Below are 22,199 nucleotides of genomic sequence, written 5' to 3' on the forward strand. Positions count from 1 at the left end.
GGGCGCGCGGCTCGGGGCGATGGTTTCCAACTGTGCGCTCGATTTTCGCGACGCCCTCCAGCGCTCGGCAGCGTGCAGTGATGGGGGCAGGTGAATGCGCGGTCTTGAGAGCCTGGCAGCCGCCAGGGAGCTTGGTCGAAATGTTCTCGGGGATGCGTTGACGCTTCGCCTGTTCTGCGGGCTGTTGGCGTTTGACGTTGCTTACATCGGCGTCGTTGCCGCCAAGGCGCTCGGGTTGGTCTGGTTCCATTCCGGCATCGGGAACGCGATTATCGCCGGCCAGCTCGTGCTCCTTGCGCTGCTCCTGCTATCCGGCTGGTGGCATGCGCGCAACGCGGCCCTTGCCAGTCTCTCGCTGGTCGCCGTCCTGATGGCGGTGGAGAAGATCTTCAAATTTCACCGCTTTTTAAAAGGCCATTCGGTCGACCCGCACGCGCCGAGCGGTTTGGGTGCCGCAGCGAGCGGACAGCTGATCGGCTTGTCCGCTTATCTGCTCGTCTTCGGCGGCGTCATCGTCGCGGCCCTCGCAATCGGTTGGCACCGAAGCGATCGGGCCGGACGCGCCTCCATCCTGCTTGTGGGCACCGGCTTCGCCGTCATGGCCGGGACCTCGATCGTCGCTGATGCGATCGGCTCCGTGCTCAGGACCCTGCTCGGTATGGATCGCGATGCGCTCTCTCGCGCCGAGCAGGGACTCGAGCTCTTTGCGGTCTCGGCGTTGCTGGCGCTCGCGGTCGGTGTGGTTCGCGTCGGCTGGCGGGAATAGCGGGTGCGGCATGCCATGCGCCCCGCCAGGTCCGTCGTCTAGAACTCCGGGCGCCATTCGGGGTGGCGATGGGGTTCAGGCTCGTGCGCTGTTGGGTGCGCCCAACGCCCGTCGAGGCGCAGGACATCCCGCCGCTGCGAGCCAGTAGTCCGCTCGGGGCAGACCGCATCCGGGTTCTGTCCGCACTAGACAGAGTGTTCGTTCAGCCACTTGCCGATGGCGGGGGTGACCTCTTTCTGGGCCTTGCCGCTGACATAGATGCCGATGTGTCCGCCGGGGAAGGCGAGCTCGGTATAGTCCTGGCTTTCGGTCAGATCCTTCAGGGCCTTCGATGCGTCGGGCGGAACCAGGTGGTCCTGCATGGCATAGATGTTGAGCACGGGACAGGTGATCCTCTTGAGGTCGACCGCTTGACCGCCCAGCATCACCCCCCCGTTGATGAAGCCATTGCGCTGGTAGAAGTCCTTGATGAACTGACGGAAGGTCTCGCCGGCCTGGTCCGGGCTGTCGAAGATCCACTTCTCCATCCGCAGGAAGTTCTTGACCTTGTCCGGGTCGTCGAGCAGGTCGACCATGTTGACGTATTTCTGCCCGGTGAGGCTGAACGGCTTCAGCGAGAGGAAGGTCCAGTTCAGCAGCTCGCCGGGGATGTTGCCCATGGTGTCGACGGCGAGGTCGATGTCGACGTTCTGCACCCAGGCCGACAGGAGATTGTCCGGGGTCTTGAAGTCCACCGGGGTGACCATGGTGACGAGATTCTTGACCTTGTCCTGGTGCATTGCGGTGTACATGAGACCGAATGCTCCACCCTGGCAGATGCCGAGGAGGTTGATCTTCTCGATCCCATGTGCATCGAGGATATGGTCCACACAGCGGTCGAGGTAGCCGTTGATGTAGTCGTCGAGCGTGATCGCCCGGTCGGCCTGATCCGGATAGCCCCAGTCGATGAGATACACGTCCTGGCCGGTGGCCAATAGACCCTTGATCGTGGAGCGGTCCTCCTGGATGTCGGTCATGTAGGGCCGATTGACCAATGCGTAGACGATCAGGAGTGGTACGGGCTCGGCGGTGGCACCCTCGGGCGTGTCATAGCGATAGAGGACCAGCTTGTCCTCGCTGTAGACCGCATGCTTCGGACTGACGCCGGTGTCGATCGTCTGGGCATTGAGCAGGTTCTCCATGCCCTGGCCCAGCTTACGGGAATAGTCCAGCATCTCTTGGGCGAGCTTGTCGGGCCTGATATCGATTGGGATCACGATTGGGTTCCTCGTGGTGTGCGTCAGGGATGCGCCGGCCCTCGGGCGGCTGGTGTCAGTCGGTCCTGGTTGTCTTGGCGGCGGCCTTCTTCCGCACCTGTGCCTTGGCTGACGGCGCGGCGGCCTTGATCGTGGGCGGCAGCGTAGTCGGCACGGTGGCCGCAAGGGCTGCGACCTGCTTTTCGAGCGCCTGGAGAGTGTGGCGGAGCTGCTTGTTCTCGCGCCGCGTCTCCTGCAGACGATCCTGCAGGGTCCGCAGCTCGCTGCGACTCGGCATGTTCAGGGCGCCGAGGTTCTCGTCGACCATCACGGCCATCCGCCGTTTCAAGGCCATCTGGGCGTTCACCAGGTGCCCATGGATCTTGGCATATTCGGGTGTTGCGACCTCTTCCGCGTAGACCGCCTCGCAGGACATGACCCAGTGATCGTAAAGTGAGCGGGCCGAGTCGATGCTCTTGCCGCTGTCGATGACACCCTGGATGTAGCTGCCCATGCGTTCGACGGACTTGACTCCGAGGCGGGCGTAGAAGCCGGAGTATTCCTGCAGGGCCTGTTGGTAGTCGATCGCCGCGCGGATCAGCTCCTGATACTGACTCTGCTCTTCCCGGGTGTAACCCAGCCCCGGCGCCGACAGGACGCGATTGAGGTGCTCGTGCGGCATGTTGCGCAGGGCGTCGCCGGGCATGGGCGACATCGACGACATCATCCGCTGCCAGTTGTCGAGCGGCATCTCCCAGAAGGACATGATCTGCTGCATGACGTTGTCGCCACCATCCAGCGAACCGGAAAAGCGCTGCCGGATGTCTTCCAGCGCCTGGGTCCAGAATGCCATGCCGTCACTCGCGTAGGCATCGTCGCGTGCGCCGGTGGCGAAGGCTTCCCCGAAGCGGAAGAAGACCTTGCCTTGTTCCATTAGCTTGTCCATGAAGGTCCTGGAAGAATCCGAGACCGCCGGCGAGAGCGCCTTCCACCAGTTGTCGACCGCGCTTTCCCATGGGTTGGTGAGCTTGCCTTCGTCCCCCTCCAAGCCCATCGCCTGCCGGCTCATCTGGGACCAGGTCTCCCAGTACTTGCGCTGCAGGTCGAGCCAACTGTCATCGAAAAAGCCTTCTTCAGCCATGGTCTTGCCCCCTTTGGATCGCATCGCCGCACACGGTATCATGTCGATTTGTGCACTGCAACAAAGCGGCGTAGAATCACCGTGCTCATTACAAGGCGAGCCGGGCGTCCACAGCGCACCGCCGGGTCGCGTGATCGGCCAGCCTTTGCCACTGGGCTTCCACCGCAAACACACGGGCATGCACACCATGAGCGAAAACATCGTGATCGTTGACGCGGGCCGCACAGCGGTCGGCACCTTCGGCGGCAGTCTGTCTTCCCTCCCGGCAACCGAATTCGGGGCCGCCCTGCTCAAGGCCTTGATGGCGCGGACCGGCATCGCTCCTGACCAGGTCGACGAGGTCATCCTGGGTCAGGTTCTGACCGCCGGCGTCGGCCAGAACCCGGCGCGCCAGACGACCCTGAACGCGGGCCTCCCTCACGCGGTCCCGGCCATGACCATCAACAAGGTCTGCGGGAGCGGACTCAAGGCGGTTCATCTGGCGATGCAGGCGATCGCCTGCGGCGATGCGGATATCGTGATTGCGGGTGGCCAGGAAAGCATGAGCCAGTCCTCACATGTCCTTCCGCGCTCGCGTGAGGGGCAACGGATGGGAGATTGGCCGATGAAGGACACCATGATCGTCGATGGTCTCTGGGATGCCTTCAATCAGTGCCACATGGGCGTGACCGCGGAGAATATCGCCAAGCAATACGCCTTGAGCCGCGAGGCCCAGGATGCCTTCGCGGCGGCGTCCCAGCAGAAGACCGAAGCGGCCATCAAGTCGGGCCGCTTCGCCGACGAGATCATCCCCATCAGTGTCCCCCAGCGCAAGGGCGAGCCGGTGGTCTTCGATCAGGATGAGTTCCCGCGCCCCGGCACCACGCCGGAGACACTCGCCAAGCTGCGCCCGGCGTTCGACAAGGCGGGGACGGTGACCGCCGGCAATGCCTCCGGCATCAATGACGGGGCGGCGATGGTGGTGGTCACGAAGGAGTCCAAGGCGAAGGAGCTCGGTCTCAAGCCGATGGCACGCCTGGTTGCCTTCGCGAGCGCCGGCGTGGATCCCGCCATCATGGGTACAGGGCCGATCCCGGCCTCGACAAAGTGTCTCGAGAAGGCCGGTTGGACGCCCGAGGAGCTGGACCTGATCGAGGCCAACGAGGCCTTTGCGGCGCAGGCGATGTCGGTCAACCAGGAGATGGGCTGGGAGCTGAGCAAGGTCAACGTGAACGGCGGCGCCATCTCGATCGGTCATCCGATCGGTGCGTCCGGTGCCCGTGTGTTGGTGACCCTGCTCTATGAGATGCAGAAGCGGGATGCCAGGAAGGGGCTGGCGACCCTCTGTATCGGCGGCGGCCAAGGGGTTGCTCTCGCGGTCGAGCGGGTCTGAGCAGCGGGCCCTGCCAGGCTCGGCGCGGGAGCGCCGGGCCCGCGCGTGGTGCCCCCGTTGGCTGGGGTACACTTATCCAGACCGAAGGACGAATCGGCCCAGCTGCCCATGAAAGACCAGCGCATCATCAAGAAGTACCCGAACCGGCGCCTCTACGACACCGAAGTCAGCCGCTACATCACGCTGGCCGACGTGCGCGACCTCGTCATGAGCTGTGCGAGCTTCAAGGTGATCGACACGGCAAACGACCAAGACATCACCCGGTCGATCCTGTTGCAGATCATGCTCGACGAGGAAAGCGGGGGAGAGCCCCTCTTCACCGCCACGATGCTGTCTCAGATCATCCGTTTCTATGGCGGCACCCTTCAGGGCATGTTCGCCCGATATCTCGAAAGCTCCCTGGATCTGTTCTCGAAACAACACCAAGAGCTGGCGCGGTCCTGGGGTGAGACCCCGTTCGATGCCATGAGCCGCATGACCCGGAAGAACGTCCAGCTTTGGACCGAGATCCAGGGCGAATTCATGCGCGCGGCCGGTTTTGCCGTTGGCGGAGACCGCCCCAAGAAGGCCGAGGCGAAGCAGCCCGGTCCGCGGGACAACGACGCGACAGGGCACGACGAATCCATGTGAGGGCACGGTGCGGATCGGCAGCGGTGCACACGCCCCCCGACTGCAACCCGCTTGCCCGCATCGGCTCACCGCGCCAAGCACCCCGCCTGGCGCGCCATGGGTGACTGCCCGCTGGCCCTGGAGTCGGCGGAGGACCCCGGATTGAGGCGCGCCGCGAGGGCCGTTCTCCACCGGCGGTGCCAGGCCGTGGATTGAATGACAGGGGTTGACAGGTCTCTTTCGAGCCATTATTGTGCGCCGCAACAATTGCTGCACCGCACAACAGCCGGAGTAAGACACATGACGACCAATGACACCCTCACCAGCCTCAACGAGATGACCAACAAGACCGCCGAGCGCATGACCAGCCTGGGTGAGCTCAATGTCCGTGCCTTCGAGAAGCTTTCAGCCCGTCAGATGGATGCGATGAGCCTCTACATGGATCACGCCATGCGGGTCATGAAGCTGGCCACCGAATCGAAGGGCTACAACGAATTCTTCAAGGGTCAGGTCGAGGCGGCCAAGGAGCTGAGCGAGCGAATCCTGGCAGAAGGCAAGACCGGTATGCAGGTCGTAAGCGAGGTCCGGGACGAATACCGTACCTGGTTCGAGAAGAACCTGGCCGACCTCAACGCAGACCTGCGCAAGGCCGTTCCGACCGCCTGACCCAGTCGGTTCCTCGAGACACCCTCTCGCCACAGTCCAAGGACGGACTGCCATTCGCAACCCCTCGCAGCGGGATGTAGTAAATCATGGATTGAGACCCAGACGCGAGCAGCGCTCGAACCGATCATGCGTCGATCGCGGGACGCCCGGTCTGAACACGTGGACCGACGAAACCATAATGACCTGGAGGAATAGAGACATGACCCGTATCGCACTTGTCACTGGTGGTATCGGCGGAATTGGGACCTCGATCTGTACGCGTCTTGCAAAGGATGGCTGCACCGTCATCGCGAACCATCACCCATCCGAGGCAGATGCCGCAGCGGCATGGAAGGCGGATCGCGAGGCCGAGGGTTTCAGGATCGACACGATCGCCGGGGATGTCTCCTCGTTCGACGACAGCGCACGGATGATCAAGGAGATCGCCGACCGTCACGGCAACATCGACATTCTCGTCAACTGCGCTGGCATCACGCGCGACAAGACCTTCAAGAAGATGGAGCTGGCGCAGTGGGAGGCGGTGATCCAGGTCAACCTGAACAGCGTCTTCAATGTGACCCGTCAGGTGTGGGAAGGCATGCTGGAACGCGGCTTCGGGCGGATCATCAACATCTCCTCGGTCAACGGGCAGCGCGGTCAGTTCGGCCAGGCGAACTATTCCGCCGCCAAGGCCGGCATGCACGGCTTCACGATGGCCCTCGCCCAAGAGGGCGCAGCAAAGGGCGTGACCGTGAACACTGTCTCGCCCGGCTATGTCGAGACCGCGATGACCTTGGCAATGGACGACACGGTGCGCAACAGCATCATCTCCGGCATCCCGATGCGCCGGATGGCCCAGCCCGACGAGATCGCCGCGGCGATTGCCTTCCTGGCCAGCGACCAAAGCGCCTATATGACTGGCGCGAACCTGCCGGTGAACGGCGGTCTCTTCATGCACTGAGGCGACCGTTGCATCCATGACATCGACGCTGCAGGCTGGCCGAAGGCCATCCCGGCCCAGCGAGGTTCGATGGATACAGTGTCCTCCTCGTCTCTGTCATCATGAGACGTTTGCAGCCCGGCCCCTCGCCGGGCTTTTTTTTGCGGACTTGGGGTGTACTTTTCCGGAGATCCTGTGCTCAGCAATCAAGGTGATGCACACAGGTCTGCTCCGCGCAATGCGACGATCGCGGCCCCTCAACGGCCCTTGCAGAGCACAGGCGGCCGGATCCGCACAGCGCTGTCGGCTGTTTCAGGCCGCCCGCTCCCGGGCGATGGCCCGGTAACCGATGTCACGTCGATAGTAGCAGTCCTGCCAGTGGATCCCCTCGATCGCGCGGTAGGCGAGGGCCTGGGCTTCCGAGACGCTGTTGCCCAAGGCCGTGACACAGAGCACACGGCCGCCGCTGGTCAAGACCGCCGATCCCTCCGGCTTGGTGCCGCCATGGAAGACCTTGGTCCCGGGGGGCAGTTGATTGTCCAACCCGGAGATGGAGCGGCCGACCTCGTATCGATCGGGATAGCCGCCCGCGGCCATCACCACGCCCACTGCGGGTCGAGGATCCCAGGCAGCCGCCGTGCGATCGAGTCGACCCTCGACCGCGGCCAGACAGAGCTCGACGAGGTCTGATTCCAGGCGCATCAGGAGTGGCTGCGTCTCCGGATCCCCCAGCCGGCAGTTGTACTCGAGGACCTTGGGTGTCCCATCGGGTGAGATCATGAGTCCGGCATAGAGAAAGCCGACGTACTGGATGCCCTCGGCGCTGAGTCCGGTGACCGTCGGCTCGATCACCTCGTGCATGATGCGCTCGTGGACGGCCGGGGTCACGATGGGTGCGGGCGAATAGGCGCCCATCCCGCCGGTGTTGGGCCCACGATCGCCATCGTCGCGCGCCTTGTGGTCTTGTGAGGTGGCGAGCGGCAGGATATGCGCGCCGTCGACCATGACCATGAAGCTCGCCTCCTCGCCGGTCAGCCATTCCTCAATGACCAGCCGTTTGCCGGCGCTGCCGAATCGCCTGACGCTCAGCATGTCGAGCACTGCCGCCTCGGCCGCCGCCAGATCCTCTGCCAGGATGACGCCCTTGCCGGCCGCGAGGCCATCGGCCTTGATGACGATCGGGGCACCCACCTGTCGGAGATACTCGAAGGCGGGCGCGGGTTCCGTGAAGACGTCGTAGGCCGCCGTGGGGATCCGATGTCGCGCCAGGAAGTCCTTCGTGAATGCCTTGGAGCCTTCGAGCTGCGCCGCGACCCTGCGCGGGCCGAAGCACCGCAGACCGGCAGCCTCGAAGGCGTCGACGATGCCCGCGACCAGGGGCGCCTCGGGGCCGATGATGGTCAGACCGATCGCCTGGTCGGTCGCGAACCGCACCAGGGCAGGAACATCCTCGGACGCGATCGGCACATTCTCGACATGGGGTTCCTGGGCGGTCCCGCCGTTACCCGGTGCCACGAAGACACGCTCCGCCAGAGGCGACCGCGCGGCCTTCCAGGCAAGGGCATGCTCGCGTCCGCCGCTGCCGACGATCAGGATCTTCATAGGCGCTTGCTTCCTTCAGCCGAACGAGATCACGCCGCGCCGGCTCGACTGGATGAACTGGACGATCTGTTGCGTCTCGGGGCCGGGGTAGTCCTGCTCGGCGCGCACCAGGGCCTGCGGCAGTCGCAGGCCGGAGCGGAAGATCAGGCGATAGGCGCCCTTGATCCGGTCACGCTGCTCCGGGGAGAAGCCGGCCCGGCGCAGGCCCACGACGTTCAGACCAACGATTCGTGCACGGTGACCGTCGGCCAACGCGAACGGCGGCACGTCCTGGGGTACGCCGGTAACCCCGGCGACCATGGCGTATGCCCCGATCCGGCAGAATTGATGAACCGCGACCTGCCCCGAAATGAAGGTGCGGTCCTCGATCTCGACATGACCGGCCAGCGTGGCGGTGTTGGCGAAGATGTTGTGGTCGCCGACGATGCAGTCGTGACCCGCATGCGAGAAGGCCATCCAGTAATTGTGACTGCCGATGCGCGTGCCCGCCTCGGACTTGAGGCCGCAGCTGATGTTGACGCCTTCCTTGAAGTCATTGTGATCGCCGATGACCAGCGGTCGGGCCAGCTCCGGCCGATAGCCGAGATCCTGGGGCGCGGACCCGAGCGTCACCCCATGACAGACCTGGTTGTGGGCCCCCATGTGGGTCAGGGCGAAGATGCGCACGCATGACTCGATCCGACAGCCCTCGCCGATCACGGCCCCGGACTCGATGATCGAGTAGGGCCCGACACTGACCGTCTCGTGCAGGTCGGCGCCCTCTTCGATGATGGCAGTAGGATGGATTGCCATGGTTGACCTTCTGGCGAGACTCATCCGCAACCACGCCTTGCCAGGGCTTGTTGCCCGAGGCGAGGCTGAGCGCACCGCTAAACGACGCCTTACACTCCGGACGCGGCTTCGCCTCAGTGTCTGAAATGACGCATGCCCGTGACAACCATGGCCATGCGGTGCTCGTTGGCCGCGGCGATGACCTCTTCGTCACGGAGGGAGCCGCCGGGCTGGATGACGGCAGTGATGCCGGCCTCGGCGGCCTGATCGATGCCGTCGCGGAAAGGGAAGAAGGCGTCCGAGGCCATGACGGCGCCGGCCAACTTGAGACCGGACTGCTCGGCCTTGATGGCTGCGATTCGGGCCGAGTTGATCCGGCTCATCTGGCCGGCTCCCACACCAATGGTCATGCCGTTGCGTCCGTAAACGATGGCGTTGGATTTGACGAACTTGGCCACCCGCCAGGCGAAGAGGAGGTCGTCCAGCTCCTGCTGACTCGGCTCGCGCTCGCTGACGGTGCGCAGGGACTCGATCAGCCGGAGGTCCGCATCCTGTACCAGGAGCCCCCCGTTGACCCGTTTGAAGTCGAGACGATGCACCAGCTCGCTGTCCCAGGCGCCGCATTCGAGCAGACGGATGTTCTTCTTGGCCGCGACGGCTTCGCCCGCCCCGGGGCTCACGTGAGGCGCAATGATCACCTCGACGAACTGACGCTCGACGACGGCCCTGGCCGTCTCGCCGTCCAGCTCCTGATTGAAGGCGATGATCCCGCCGAAGGCGGATTCGGGGTCGGTGCTGTAGGCGCGCTCGTAGGCCTCGAGCAGGCTCGAGCCGAGGGCGACGCCGCAGGGGTTGGCGTGCTTCACGATCACACACGCCGGCGCTTCCGCGAATTGCTTGATGCATTCCAACGCGGCATCGGTGTCGGCGATGTTGTTGTAGGACAGGTCCTTGCCCTGCAGCTGGCGGGCGGTGGCGACGCTCTTCTCCGAGAGGCTGTGCTCCACGTAGAAGGCGGCGTTCTGGTGCGGGTTCTCGCCGTACCGCATGGACTGCTTGCGGCTGAGCTGCAGGCTCAGTGTTCGCGGGAAGGCCCCGGGCAGATCGACCGCGAGACGCGCACCCAGATGGTTGGCGATGGCCCCATCATAGCGCGCGGTATGCTCAAAGGCCTTCACCGCGAGATCGAAACGCAGGGCATCGCTCACGCCCCCATGCTCGGCGATCTCGGCAGCGACCCTCAGGTAATCGGCCGCATCCACCACGACGGTGACGCTGACATGGTTCTTGGCTGCCGCGCGGAGCAGGGTCGGTCCGCCGATGTCGATATTCTCGATCGCCGTCGCCAGGTCGCAAGACGGGTCGGCGACTGTCTCCTCGAAAGGATAGAGGTTCACCACGACGAGGTCGATCGTCTTGATCTCGTTTTCACGCATGACCCTGTCGTCGACCCCGCGCCGACCCAATATCCCGCCATGGATGCGTGGATGCAGCGTCTTGACCCGGCCCGCCATCATCTCCGGGAAGCCGGTGTAGTCCGAGACCTCGATCACGGCGATCTCATGCTCGGTCAGCATGCGGGCGGTCCCGCCGGTCGAGAGGATCTCGACCCCGCTGTCCGCGAGGCCGCGGGCGAACGCGATCAGGCCGGTCTTGTCGGAGACGCTGATCAGGGCGCGATGAATGGGTTCCATTTGGATCGATCCGGCTCGTCTGATCTGGGGGACTGGGTTCGGGTCAGCGGTCGCGCGCAATCCCATAGCCACGGAGACGTTTTCGCAGGGTCGCCCGCGTCAAGCCGAGCATTTTCGCGGCAAGGCTCAGGTTCCCGTTCGTGTGCTTCAGAACGGTCTCGAACAGCGGGCGCTCGACCTCTTCGATGACGAGCTCGTAGAGATTGCTCACCTGATGCCCCGCCATGTTCTCGAGGTAGAAACCGAGTGCGTCCTGTACGCACTTGCTCAAGGGGTCGGTACGATCGGCCTCGACGACCTTCAGCTCGGTCGACTGCGACGGTTTTACGCTGTCCAATGCGGCTGTCTTCATGCTGCTCGATTCTCCTTTTCGGGGCCTGGGTCGAAGAACGCGGCCACTTGAGACAACTGCTCGGCCACGGTTTCCGTCCGGTTGATCCTTTCTCTAAAAGCTGCCGCACCCGGCAAGTGCCCGCAGTACCAGGCGATGTGCTTCCGGGCAATGCGCAAGCCGTCTTGGGTGCCGTAAAACAGGTATAGCGCCTCGAGGTGCTCGCTCAGGAGCGCCTGGACCCATCGCCTCGGCGGCTGGACCGGGAGGGTCCCCGAAGCAAGATAGGCCGCGACGTCGCGGAAGAGCCAGGGCCGACCCCGGGACGCGCGCCCGATCATAATAGCATCGGCGCCGGTGCAGTCCAGAACCTCTTTCGCCCTCTGGGGGCTTGCGATGTCGCCATTCGCAATGAGAGGAATCGGCACCCTCTCGCGAATCGAGCGCACTGTCTCGTGCTCCGCCGGCACAGCGTAGTTGCAGGCGCGCGTCCGGCCGTGCACGGCCAGCGCGGCGATCCCGCTCTCCCAGGCGATCTGAGCGATGCGCAGTGCGTTGCGGGTCTCCGGCGTCCACCCGGTGCGGATCTTCAGGGTGACTGGGACCTCGACGGCAGCCACGACGGATGCGAGGATTCGCCCGACCAGGACCTCGTCCCTCAGCAGCGCCGATCCAGCGGCCCGATGGCAGACTTTTTTGGCTGGGCAGCCCATGTTGATGTCGACGATGTGGGCCCCGCGCTCGACATGGACCCGGGCCGCCTCGGCCATTGCGATCGGATCCGTGCCGACGATCTGTACCGAGACGGGCCCGCCCTCTCCGCGATAATCGAGACGCCGTATCGATTTCCGGGTGCCCCACAGCGCCGTGTTCGACGACACCATCTCCGCCACGGCAAGGCCCGCGCCCAGGCGCCGACACAGCGTGCGGAAGGGGCGATCACTGATCCCGGCCATCGGCGCGAGGATCAGATTGTTCTCGAACCGGTATGGGCCGATGGTGAAGTGGCATCTCTCTTGCGCAGTCATCGTCGCAGCCCGCTGATGAGGGCCCAGTCCTCTCTCACCCGCGCGGGTGCGAGCAGGACCGCGCCGGCATAGGCGCGGCTGACCGCCTCCACCTGCCCCGCCAGCACCCCGGAGATCGCGAGCCCGCCCCCCGGGCGCAGGGCTCGCGTCAGCCGGGGCGCCAACTCGATCAGCGGTCCGGCCAGGATGTTCGCGACGGTGACATCGACGCTCAGGCCCGGGAGCTCGTCCGGGCGATAGATCGAGATCCGGTCGGCGACCGCGTTGGCAAGAGCGTTGTCGCGGGTCGCCTCCAGGGCCTGGGGATCATGGTCGACCGCGATCGCCGCCGCGGCGCCCAGTCGAAGCGCCGCGATGGCTAGAATCCCGGAGCCGCATCCGTAGTCGAGAACCGTCCTGCCGGCCAGCGGGACATGGTCGAGCCATTCCAGACAGAGAGCCGTGGTGGCATGCTGACCTGTCCCGAAGGCCAACCCCGGATCCAGCATGACCACGCGCGCGTCGCGGTCATCCGGGGCCTGACCGTGCGGGCAGACCCAGAGGCGGCGGCCGAAACGGGTGGGCTTGAAGGTATCGAGCCAGACCCGTTCCCAGGCCTGATCGGCGATCCGCTCGACCGACGGGTTCGTCCCGAGCTCGCGCGCCAGCGCGTCGACCAAGGCCTCGCCGCTTGCGTCCGCCGTGAACAGCGCGGAGACCCTGACCCGCGTCCACAGCGGCGTCTCGCCCGGACCCGGCTCGAGCTGCGGCTCGTCGCCGGCATCCGCGAGGGTAACCGACAGCGCGCCCGCCTCGTCGAGTCTCGAGGCGATCCGCTCGGCTTCGGGCCCGTGTGCCTCGATCGACAGCTGCAGCCAGGGCATCTAAACCGCGTCCGGCATGAGGTGCGATCTGTCCATCTGGGCTCGACCCTGCGTGAGTCCAAGGGCGCCCTGGCGGACGCGGATCAAGTCTGTCATTCGTAGCTCGATACCCGTCGCATCTGGGTTTTGCATTCAGCGAGTTGCGCTTGATCGTGGGCGAGAAGCAGGGCGCGACGAGGAGTGCCAGCGGGCTCTGTCGCGCGGAGTCGCAACGCGGCCATCGGGTGCGAGAGGCATGCATCGCGGCGGACAATCCATATCTGACGGGCATGAGCCGCGTCTTGCCACGGCATTCGCCTGACCCAAGGCTGAGCTCGCCTCAGCGAAATGCATGTCGTCCAGAAGGCGGCTCAGCTCTGCATGCCGAGCTTCTTCTCCAGATAGTGGATGTTGGCGCCGCCGGCCAGGAAGGCGCCGTCGCTCAGGATCGAGCGCTGCAGCTTGATATTGGTGTTGATGCCGTCGATCACGGTCTCACGCAGGGCGTTGCACATCCGGGCGATCGCGGCATCCCGGTCTTCGCCGTGGGTGATGAGCTTGCCGATCATGGAGTCATAGTATCGCGGTACCGTGTAGCCGGAATAGATATGGGTCTCGAGTCGGACGCCGGGACCACCGGGGGCATGAAACTCTGTGATCTTCCCTGGGCTGGGCATGAAGGTCTCGGAGTCCTCGGCATTGATGCGGCACTCGACCGCGTGCCCGCGGATCTGGACGTCGTCCTGGCAGTAGCGTAACGGCTCGCCGGCAGCGATCAGGATCTGCTCCTTGACGATATCGATGCCCGTGATCATCTCCGTGACCGGATGCTCGACCTGCACGCGCGTGTTCATCTCGATGAAATAGAAGCAGCCGTCCTCGTAAAGGAACTCGAATGTGCCGGCACCCCGATAACCGATGGTCCGACAGGCCTCAGCGCAGCGCTCGCCGATCTCGCGCCTTTGTGCCTCGGTGATGCCGGGGGCCGGGGCCTCTTCCAAGACCTTTTGGTGACGGCGCTGCATGGAGCAGTCGCGCTCGCCGAGATGGATCGCATTGCCCAACTGGTCGGCGAGCACCTGGAACTCGATATGCCGCGGGTTCTCCAGATACTTCTCCATGTAGACCATGTCGTTGCTGAAGGCTGCGGCAGCCTCGGCCTTGGTCAGTGAGATGGCATTCAATAAGGTCGCTTCGGAATGGACGACCCGCATCCCACGTCCGCCGCCGCCGCCGGATGCCTTGATGATGACCGGGTAGCCGATCTCGCGCGCGATTGCCAGGGTGCGCTTCTTGTTGTCGTCGAGAGGGCCATCGGAGCCGGGCACGCAGGGGACGCCCGCCGTCCTCATCGCCGTGATGGCGGAGACCTTGTCGCCCATGAGGCGGATCGTCTCGGGTCTGGGCCCGATGAAGATGAAGCCCGAATGCTCGACGCGCTCGGCGAAGTCGGCATTCTCCGAGAGGAAACCGTAGCCGGGATGGACGGCCACGGTGTCCGTCACCTCGGCGGCGCTGATGATGGCCGGTACGTTGAGATAGCTGTGCAGCGAGGACGCCGGACCGATACAGACCGACTCGTCGGCGAGGAGGACATGCTTGAGGTCGCGATCCGCCTCGGAGTGCACCGCGACCGTCTTGATGCCGAGCTCGCGACAGGCGCGCAGAATCCGCAGCGCGATCTCGCCCCGGTTGGCGATCAGGACCTTCTCGATCATTGCAGCCATGGCGGAGGTGTCTTTGTTCAAGGAGGCCGGCGCGACTGGCGGCGCGGCCCGCTGGTTGGGCGGAGCGGTCCGCCTTTATTCGATCACGAACAGCGGCTGATTGTATTCAACCGGTTGGCCGTTCTCGACGAGGATCCGTCTCACCGTTCCACCCTGCTCGCATTCGATCTGGTTGAGGATCTTCATCGCCTCGATGATGCAGAGGGTCTCGCCGGCCTGGACTGTCTGCCCCTCCTCCACGAACGGCTTGGAACCCGGCGAAGGGGCTCGATAGAAGGTCCCAACCATGGGCGAGCGGACGATCTCCCCGTCCATGGCTTCGAGCTCCTCATCCTCGTCAACGGCGCCCGCCGTCGCTGGGCCCGCGACCGGAGCCGCGGCCATGGGTCCCGCCTGAGGCATGTACAGCGGCATCGTCGCGCTGCCTTGCCGGCTGATGCGAACCGACTCCTCTCCCTCGTGGATCTCGATCTCGGCGACGTCGGATTGCTCCAACAGCTCGATCAGCTTTTTGACCTTGCGGATGTCCATACTCAATGGCTCTCGTTCGGTTGGTCTTGCGCCAGGCGGCCAAGCGCGGCGCGCAATGCGAGCCTATATCCCTCGGCGCCGAGCCCGCTGATCACGCCGACGGCGATGTCGGAGAAGTAGGAGTGCGCACGGAATGGCTCGCGGGCGTGGACGTTGGACAGATGGACCTCGATAAAGGGGATCCCGACCGCGAGCAGGGCGTCGCGAAGCGCGACGCTGGTATGCGTGAAGGCGGCGGGGTTCAAGATGATGAAGCGGACCTGCTCGCTCGTGGCCCGCTGGACGGCATCGACCAGCACATGCTCGGCGTTAGTCTGAAGGAACTCCAGCGTCAACCCGGCCGCCCGTGCCATCTCCTCCAGGCTTTGGCGGATATCCGCTAGGGTTGCACGACCGTAGTGTGCCGGCTCCCGGGTACCGAGAAGATTGAGATTGGGTCCGTTCAGAACCAGGATCGCGGCCATCCGGTCAACTCGCTCTATGTCGATCGGCCACCAGAGTAGCCGCCGATCCGATTGGGAATAGCGGAAAATCGCGCCGAATTGTGCGGATTTTACGCGATCATGTCCAGCTAAGAGGCTTCCTCCGACGGCGCTCCGTGCCCCGCTGCGTTGATCAGTCCGCCGAGCTGCCGCTCGAGCTCTGCGGCCGTGATCTCTCCGGTGCGACTGAAGACACGCCGCCCGCGGCGATCGAAGATCACCGTGAAGGGGAGCCCCTCCACCCGGTTACCGAGTCGCCTCGAGAGGGCCACCGCCTCGGGGTTGGCGATCAGGATGGGGTAGTTGACCGGGTATCTGGCGACGAACTCAGCCACGTCCTCGAGGCGGTCCACGGCGATTCCGACAACCTGCACACCGGCCTTGCCGAGCGTCTCCTGCGCGTGAATGAACAACGGCATCTCGCGCACGCAGGGTGGGCACCAGCTTGCCCAGTAATGGATGACCAGGATCTTGCCGGACCAAGCGCCGCTCTGGACCTCGTGTCCTTCGGTGTCGGTCAGCCGAAAGTCGGGCAGAGTCTGGAGTTGGGCGGCGCCTGACAACTCCGCATTTGGCAGGGGCTCGCTCAACCAGCGTTGGCCCAGCACCGCGATTCCGACGCTGATGCCGCCGGCGAGCACCGCCACGGCTCCGACCTTGAGCGGGCTCATGGCGCGGCCCTGCGCAGATGCTCGACGAAGGCATCCGCGGACTTGAAGCCAACCATGCGGTAGCCCTTGAGCTCGCTCCCTGAGGTGTCGAAGAAGAGGATGGCCGGTGGCCCGGGGATGCCGAAGCGACCCTGCATCAGGGCCCGATCCTCGGCGTCGCTGGCGGTCACGTCCGCTTGCAACAGCACGAAGCGGCTCATCTCGGAGATCACCGCCGGATCGCTGAAGGTGTAGCGCTCCAGCTCCTTGCAGGTGACACACCAGTCGGCATAGAAGTCGAGCATGACCGGCTTGCCGATCTCGCCCGCCTTCGCGATCTCCCGATCGAGATCCTCGACCGTCTTGATGCGTGCGAACGTCGCCTCCGCCGCGACCCCGCCCCCGCCGCCGACGGCGAGTCCGCGCAGCGGCTGGACCGTGTCCTTGCCCCCTGCCGCGGCCCCGAGCAGCATCAAGGCGCCATAGATGAGCAGGAAGACCCCGAGGCCCTTCCAGAGCTTGCTCCAGCCACTGCTGTCGGGCGGCAGTTGGGTCAGCGCACCCATGTAGACTGCCGAGCTGATCAGGAGCAGACCCCACAAGACCATGGCGACCGCCGGCGGCAGGATGCGCTCGAGCATGAAGATGGCGACTGCGAGCAGGGCGACGCCGAAGACGGCCTTGACCGCGTCCATCCAAGCTCCAGCGCGCGGCAGCAGCTTGCCCGCCGAGGTGCCGATCACGATCAGGGGTGCGCCCATCCCCATGCTGAGCGCGAACAGCGCGATGCCGCCTAGGACGGCGTCGCCGGTCTGACTGATGTAGATGAGTGCCCCGAACAGAGGCGGCGCAACGCAAGGGCCCACGATGAGTGCAGAGAGCAGACCCATGATGGCCACGCCGATCAAGGTACCGCCCTCCTGTTTGTTGCTGATCTCGGCGAGCTTGGACTGGAGGCGCGATGGCAGCTGCAGGTCGTAGAAACCGAACATGGACAACGCGAGCAGCACGAAGACCATTGCAAAGGCGCTGAGGATCCAGGGGTTCTGGAAGGCCGCCTGCAGGTTGGCGCCGAACAGGCCTGCCAAGACCCCGATCACCGTGTAGGTCAAGGCCATAGCCAGGACGTAGGCGACCGAGAGCATGAAGGCCTTGCGTGTCGTGATGCCGGGTCCCTGTCCGGCGATGATACCGGAGAGGATTGGGATCATGGGGAAGACGCAGGGGGTGAGGGCGAGCAGCAGGCCGAAGCCGAAGAAGGCCGCGATCACCACCCAGATTCCGCTAGTCGCGAGGACCGAGGCGATCCGGTCCTGCTCCGAGACGGGTTCATCGGCGCCGCTCCGGGCGGTTGGGGGGGCTGACCGGACGGCCGCGGCGCCGGCCGTCGGGAGGGCCGTTGTCACCGTTGTCTCGGGCAGGGTCAGCTTGACCCGCCGCGTCTGCGGGGGATAACAGATTCCGATCTCCGCGCAGCCTTGATACTTCGCGACGAGGGTGATCTCGGTTGGCTCACCGGATCCGCGTAGCAGCGGCACGGTCAAGTCGACGCGATCATGGTAGACCTCGACATCGCCGACGCTGCCGTCCGGGAGGATCGAATCTTTCTTGATGTCGCCCGCAGGGCGCTTGAAATCGCCGATTGCGGCCGTTGGGGCGTTCTCCAGTGCTATCTCGAGCAGGTGGCCGTAGAGGTAGGTCTCGGGAGCGATGTCCCAGGTCAACTGGAGCTCGTCGGGGCCGGCGACCTCGGCAGCGAAGCGGAACGCCTCCTCGGCGGGCAGGATGTCGTCATCCGTGCCGAGGCCCAACGTTTGGCCGAATCCCGCCAAGCCGTTGAGGGATTGCTCGCCTTCAATCGCCGACCCGCCGGGGTCCGCCGCCGCGGCGGGCTGAGCGGACTCGTCTGACGCCGTGGATACCTCCGTCAGGGCGGGCAGCTCGAGCAAGATCCGCTGCCGATGCGGGGGATAGCACAGGCCCGCGTCGGCGCAGCCTTGCGAGGTGGCTTCCAGGGTCAGGATGTTCTCGGCCCCGGTCGAACGGGCGACCGGCACGCGAATCTCGACGCTGTCACGATAGATCTGCACCTTGCCGAAGAACTCGTCCTCCTTCGTCTCCGCCGCCGGCAGGCTCGGGGCGCCGGTCGACATACCCGCTGTGTCCGTCTCGAAGCCGAACTTGCTCTGGTACATGTAATAGCCATCGGCAATCTCCCAGCGCACTCGGACCCTGTCGGGTCCGTCGGCCGCGCCGGAGATCCGGAAGGCCTGATCAGGCAAGAGGAATTCATCCTCGGCCATGGCAGGAGCCGATAGGCCGCCGGCGAGAAGCCAGGTCAGGGCCAAGACACCGAACGGGCGGGGTGCGCCGGTCGACCAGGGCCGGCTTCGGCGACGCTTGTTCTGGTCGGCACCCACGTGCATGGTCGCGGGTCGCGGCGTCTCGACTGCGGGCCCGGCGGAGGAGCTTAGTCGTCGTTGTTGGTGCATGTCGTTACCCAGCTCAGATAGTCGGGGAGTCCCTCGGTGATCGGGACCGCGATGATCTCCGGCACCGCGTAGGGATGCAATTGGCGCAGTCGTCCGGTCAGTGCCGCGACGCGCTCGACCGTGGTCTTGATCAAGGCCAAGACCTCGGGATCGCGCTGCATCCGACCTTCCCAGAGGTAGATCGAGGTGATGCCGGGCATCAGGTTGACGCAGGCGGCAAGTCTTTCCTGGATCAGGTGCTCCGCAATCCGGAGCGCGGTGTCCTGATCGGGGCAGGTGCACAGGATCAATCGGTGACTTGGCGTCATGCTAACGGGTCCTTGATCGAATCGCGCCATGAGGATCTCCGAATCGCCGGGGCTGAGCAATCCGCCGCAGCCGGGGCCATCGGGATGCGTCTCGGGCAGGGGCCGTCTCGGATGCGTCCGTCGCCAAACCGATCCGATCGAAGGCCAGACGGCATTTCATCGTGACCAGGGTTGCACTATCCTGCATCCGATGCGGGTTCTTCTACCACCGTGCTCATCGGTCATATCGGCGTCAGCCGACCGACCGAACGACTCCTGGGACCATCGTCGTGCCTGTTTTGCTTCTGCTTGTCGGCCTGCCGTTGCTCGAGCTGTACGTCCTGATCCGGGTCGGCTCCGAGATCGGGGCGTTTCCCACCATTGCCCTCTCCGTCCTCACTGCCGTGATCGGGACCTGGCTGGTCCGACGCCAAGGCTTCGGCCTGCTGCTGCGGGTCCGCGAGATGGCCGACCGAGGCGAGATTCCGGCCCTTGAAATGCTGGATGGTGCGCTCCTCATCGTGGCAGGACTCTTTCTGCTTCTGCCGGGCTTCATGACGGACGCCGCCGGCTTCTTGTTGCTCGTCCCGGCCTTGCGAAAACGGCTCGTCGGGCGGGCCGTCCACGTGATTCCGGCCCGTCCGCATGGCTCCCTCAAAGGGGAAGACCGCCCCCGGATCATCGAGGGCGACTATCGGCGCGAGGATTGACGGCGCGTGTGACCTCAAGCCTCGAGCGGCGATCAGGCCTGGTGGATTGTCCGGATCGAGCCGCGGCCGAGGCGGTGTTGCAGGATCCCGAGTCTTTGGCTCGTGACGCCCCCCAACCGGTTCAAAACGGCGCTCCGCGTGGCGCTCAGCGCTTGACAGGTGATGATTTGGCTCTACTATTAGCACTCGTCTGAGTTGAGTGCTAACAGTCTGGCCAGGCCTGCTCGGGTGCACTTCAAACCTGTCAACTGCACGAGGAGATCCCCTAATGAAGATTCGCCCCCTGCACGACCGCGTCGTTGTCCGTCGTATGGAAGAAGAGCGTACGACCGCCGGCGGCATCGTGATCCCGGATTCTGCGACCGAGAAGCCGATCCAGGGCGAGGTCATCGCCGTCGGCAAAGGCAAGATTCTCGACAATGGAGAGAGCCGTCCGCTCGACGTCAAGGTCGGTGACCGCGTCCTGTTTGGCAAGTATTCCGGCACCGAGGTGAAGCTCGACGGTAACGAGCTCCTGGTGATGCGCGAAGAAGACATCATGGGCGTCGTCGAGGGTTGAGGTCAGCCCCCGCTTTATCTGAGCCACGCAAGCTCTCTCAGAGAACCGTTAAGAATCGAGGTAAGACACCATGAGTGCAAAAGACGTGAAGTTCGGCGGGGATGCCCGCGTTCGCATGATGGAGGGTGTGAACATCCTCGCCAACGCCGTAAAGGTCACGCTGGGACCCAAGGGCCGCAACGTGGTCCTCGAAAAGTCCTTCGGTGCGCCGACCGTGACCAAGGACGGCGTTTCCGTCGCCAAGGAGGTCGAGCTCCAGGACAAATTCGAGAACATGGGGGCGCAGATGGTCAAGGAGGTCGCTTCTCACACCTCCGACGTGGCGGGCGACGGCACCACCACCGCGACCGTTCTTGCCCAGGCCATGGTCCGCGAAGGGCTGAAAGCGGTTGCCGCCGGCATGAACCCGATGGATCTCAAACGCGGGATCGATAAGGCTGTCGAGGCGGCTGTCGAGGAGCTCAAGAACGTCTCCAAGCCGTGCACCGAAAGCAAGGCCATCGCCCAGGTCGGCACCATTTCGGCCAACGCCGACGAGTCGATCGGCCAGATCATCGCCGAGGCGATGGAGAAGGTCGGAAAGGAAGGCGTCATCACCGTCGAGGATGGCACGTCCCTCCACAACGAGCTCGATGTGGTGGAGGGCATGCAGTTCGATCGCGGCTATCTCTCTCCTTACTTCATCAATAACCAGCAGAGCCAGAGCGCCGAGTTGGAAGACCCTTACATTCTGCTACACGACAAGAAGATCTCCAACATCCGTGAGCTGCTGCCCGTGCTGGAGTCTGTCGCCAAGGCCGGGCGTCCGCTGTTGATCGTCGCCGAGGACGTCGAGGGTGAGGCGCTGGCCACGCTGGTCGTCAACACGATCCGCGGCATCGTCAAGGTCTGTGCGGTCAAGGCGCCCGGTTTCGGCGACCGTCGCAAGGCCATGCTGCAGGACATCGCGATCCTCACCGGTGCGACCGTCATCTCCGAGGAGGTCGGCCTGACGCTTGAGAAGGCCAGCCTGAATGATCTGGGTACCGCCAAGAAGGTGCAGATCGGTAAGGACGAGACCACCATCATCGACGGCGCCGGCTCCGAGATGGACATCAAGGCACGCTGCGAGCAGATCCGCGCCCAGGTCGAGGAGACGACCTCCGACTACGATCGGGAGAAGCTCCAAGAGCGCCTGGCCAAGCTCGCCGGCGGTGTGGCCGTCATCAAGGTCGGTGCCGCGACCGAGATGGAGATGAAGGAGAAGAAGGCACGGGTCGAGGATGCCCTGCACGCGACCCGAGCAGCGGTCGAGGAAGGGATCGTTCCCGGCGGCGGTGTTGCCCTCGTGCGCGCCCAGACCGCGATTCAGGCCCTTACCGGCGCCAACCATGACCAGGATGTCGGCATCACGATTGCCCGCCGCGCCATGGAAGAGCCGCTGCGTCAGATCGTCGCCAATGCCGGCTGTGAGCCCTCCGTCATCCTTCATAAGGTGGTCGAGGGATCAGGTAACTTCGGTTACAACGCGGCCAACGGTGAATACGGCGACATGGTCGACATGGGCATCCTTGATCCCACCAAGGTCACCCGCTCGGCGCTCCAGAATGCCGCGTCGGTCGCCGGTCTTATGATCACCACCGAGGCGATGGTCGCCGAGGAGCCCAAGGAGGAGGCCCCGATGCCCGGCGGCGGCGGAATGGGAGGCATGGGCGACATGGGGATGATGTAAGGCCCCGGCTCACGCAGATGTGCGATCAAAAACCCCGCTTCGGCGGGGTTTTTTGTGCTCAGTGCTGCTGAATA

The 22,199-nt window shown here is 64.6% G+C and carries 22 protein-coding genes; 8 read left to right on the top strand and 14 right to left on the bottom strand.

The genetic code is table 11. The annotated features are described in order from the left end of the window. Nucleotides 1-94: 94 nt before the first annotated feature. Nucleotides 95-766, top strand: a complete 672-nt coding sequence (locus LJE61_RS11995) for a hypothetical protein (protein ID WP_296918505.1) — start codon at nt 95-97, stop codon at nt 764-766. A gap of 185 nt (nt 767-951) precedes the next feature. Here LJE61_RS11995 and LJE61_RS12000 read toward each other — a convergent pair whose 3' ends face one another. Together LJE61_RS12000 and phaE are read right to left on the bottom strand one after the other, a co-directional pair. Then, nucleotides 952-2,022, bottom strand: coding sequence for a class III poly(R)-hydroxyalkanoic acid synthase subunit PhaC (locus LJE61_RS12000; protein ID WP_296918506.1), 1,071 nt, complete (start codon nt 2,020-2,022; stop codon nt 952-954). 55 nt (nt 2,023-2,077) lie between these two features. Beyond that, nucleotides 2,078-3,142: a class III poly(R)-hydroxyalkanoic acid synthase subunit PhaE gene (phaE, locus tag LJE61_RS12005; protein ID WP_296909336.1), complete on the bottom strand. Its 1,065-nt coding sequence runs from the start codon at nt 3,140-3,142 to the stop codon at nt 2,078-2,080. Between the two features lie 187 nt (nt 3,143-3,329). Here phaE and LJE61_RS12010 point away from each other — a divergent pair, with 187 nt between their 5' ends. The 4 genes from LJE61_RS12010 (at nt 3,330) to phbB (ending at nt 6,729) form a co-directional block, all read left to right on the top strand. Next, the gene (locus tag LJE61_RS12010; protein WP_296909335.1) at nt 3,330-4,514 is read left to right on the top strand and encodes an acetyl-CoA C-acetyltransferase; all 1,185 of its coding nucleotides are present in this window, start codon (nt 3,330-3,332) and stop codon (nt 4,512-4,514) included. Between the two features lie 108 nt (nt 4,515-4,622). Then, the gene (gene phaR / locus LJE61_RS12015) at nt 4,623-5,144 is read left to right on the top strand and encodes a polyhydroxyalkanoate synthesis repressor PhaR (protein WP_296909334.1); all 522 of its coding nucleotides are present in this window, start codon (nt 4,623-4,625) and stop codon (nt 5,142-5,144) included. A gap of 279 nt (nt 5,145-5,423) precedes the next feature. Next, nucleotides 5,424-5,789: a phasin family protein gene (locus tag LJE61_RS12020; RefSeq protein ID WP_296909333.1), complete on the top strand. Its 366-nt coding sequence runs from the start codon at nt 5,424-5,426 to the stop codon at nt 5,787-5,789. A gap of 199 nt (nt 5,790-5,988) precedes the next feature. Continuing rightward, nucleotides 5,989-6,729: an acetoacetyl-CoA reductase gene (gene phbB / locus LJE61_RS12025; RefSeq protein WP_296909332.1), complete on the top strand. Its 741-nt coding sequence runs from the start codon at nt 5,989-5,991 to the stop codon at nt 6,727-6,729. Between the two features lie 291 nt (nt 6,730-7,020). Here phbB and purD read toward each other — a convergent pair whose 3' ends face one another. From purD to cutA, 12 genes are all read right to left on the bottom strand, one after another. Next, complete coding sequence (gene purD / locus LJE61_RS12030) at nt 7,021-8,310, bottom strand: phosphoribosylamine--glycine ligase (RefSeq protein WP_296918507.1); 1,290 nt, start codon at nt 8,308-8,310, stop codon at nt 7,021-7,023. Between the two features lie 15 nt (nt 8,311-8,325). After that, nucleotides 8,326-9,102 (bottom strand): acyl-ACP--UDP-N-acetylglucosamine O-acyltransferase, encoded by a 777-nt coding sequence (gene lpxA / locus LJE61_RS12035; protein ID WP_296909330.1) that lies wholly within the window; start codon nt 9,100-9,102, stop codon nt 8,326-8,328. Between the two features lie 113 nt (nt 9,103-9,215). After that, entirely contained in the window at nt 9,216-10,775 is a 1,560-nt protein-coding gene (purH, locus tag LJE61_RS12040) for a bifunctional phosphoribosylaminoimidazolecarboxamide formyltransferase/IMP cyclohydrolase (RefSeq protein ID WP_296918508.1), read from the bottom strand. Between the two features lie 43 nt (nt 10,776-10,818). After that, a complete protein-coding gene (locus LJE61_RS12045; RefSeq protein ID WP_296909328.1) occupies nt 10,819-11,127 on the bottom strand; it encodes a helix-turn-helix domain-containing protein in 309 nt (102 codons plus the stop codon). Next, nucleotides 11,124-12,134 (bottom strand): tRNA dihydrouridine synthase DusB, encoded by a 1,011-nt coding sequence (dusB, locus tag LJE61_RS12050; protein ID WP_296909327.1) that lies wholly within the window; start codon nt 12,132-12,134, stop codon nt 11,124-11,126. The genes LJE61_RS12045 and dusB overlap by 4 nt, the downstream gene beginning before the upstream one ends. Then, a complete protein-coding gene (gene prmA, locus LJE61_RS12055) occupies nt 12,131-12,997 on the bottom strand; it encodes a 50S ribosomal protein L11 methyltransferase (RefSeq protein ID WP_296909326.1) in 867 nt (288 codons plus the stop codon). Before prmA ends, dusB begins: the two co-directional genes overlap by 4 nt. A 350-nt stretch (nt 12,998-13,347) precedes the next feature. Further along, nucleotides 13,348-14,694 carry an acetyl-CoA carboxylase biotin carboxylase subunit gene (accC, locus tag LJE61_RS12060; protein WP_296909339.1) on the bottom strand — a complete coding sequence of 449 codons (1,347 nt, stop codon included), beginning with the start codon at nt 14,692-14,694 and terminating at the stop codon, nt 13,348-13,350. 84 nt (nt 14,695-14,778) lie between these two features. After that, nucleotides 14,779-15,234, bottom strand: coding sequence for an acetyl-CoA carboxylase biotin carboxyl carrier protein (accB, locus tag LJE61_RS12065; protein ID WP_296909325.1), 456 nt, complete (start codon nt 15,232-15,234; stop codon nt 14,779-14,781). 2 nt (nt 15,235-15,236) lie between these two features. After that, nucleotides 15,237-15,698, bottom strand: coding sequence for a type II 3-dehydroquinate dehydratase (aroQ, locus tag LJE61_RS12070; protein ID WP_296909324.1), 462 nt, complete (start codon nt 15,696-15,698; stop codon nt 15,237-15,239). A 107-nt stretch (nt 15,699-15,805) separates the two neighbouring features. Beyond that, nucleotides 15,806-16,387: a TlpA disulfide reductase family protein gene (locus LJE61_RS12075; protein WP_296909323.1), complete on the bottom strand. Its 582-nt coding sequence runs from the start codon at nt 16,385-16,387 to the stop codon at nt 15,806-15,808. After that, a complete protein-coding gene (locus LJE61_RS12080) occupies nt 16,384-18,669 on the bottom strand; it encodes a protein-disulfide reductase DsbD (protein WP_296909322.1) in 2,286 nt (761 codons plus the stop codon). The genes LJE61_RS12075 and LJE61_RS12080 overlap by 4 nt, the downstream gene beginning before the upstream one ends. Before the next feature lie 167 nt (nt 18,670-18,836). Then, nucleotides 18,837-19,166, bottom strand: coding sequence for a divalent-cation tolerance protein CutA (cutA, locus tag LJE61_RS12085; protein ID WP_296909321.1), 330 nt, complete (start codon nt 19,164-19,166; stop codon nt 18,837-18,839). A 269-nt stretch (nt 19,167-19,435) separates the two neighbouring features. Here cutA and LJE61_RS12090 point away from each other — a divergent pair, with 269 nt between their 5' ends. The 3 genes from LJE61_RS12090 to groL all read left to right on the top strand — a co-directional run bounded on the left by LJE61_RS12090 (nt 19,436) and on the right by groL (nt 22,125). Further along, nucleotides 19,436-19,855 carry an FxsA family protein gene (locus tag LJE61_RS12090; protein ID WP_296909320.1) on the top strand — a complete coding sequence of 140 codons (420 nt, stop codon included), beginning with the start codon at nt 19,436-19,438 and terminating at the stop codon, nt 19,853-19,855. A 268-nt stretch (nt 19,856-20,123) separates the two neighbouring features. After that, nucleotides 20,124-20,414: a co-chaperone GroES gene (gene groES, locus LJE61_RS12095; RefSeq protein ID WP_296909319.1), complete on the top strand. Its 291-nt coding sequence runs from the start codon at nt 20,124-20,126 to the stop codon at nt 20,412-20,414. Between the two features lie 70 nt (nt 20,415-20,484). After that, complete coding sequence (gene groL / locus LJE61_RS12100; protein ID WP_296909318.1) at nt 20,485-22,125, top strand: chaperonin GroEL; 1,641 nt, start codon at nt 20,485-20,487, stop codon at nt 22,123-22,125. Nucleotides 22,126-22,199 lie beyond the last annotated feature (74 nt).

The sequence above is a fragment of the Thiocapsa sp. genome (assembly GCF_022340925.1).
Taxonomy (GTDB): domain Bacteria; phylum Pseudomonadota; class Gammaproteobacteria; order Chromatiales; family Chromatiaceae; genus Thiocapsa.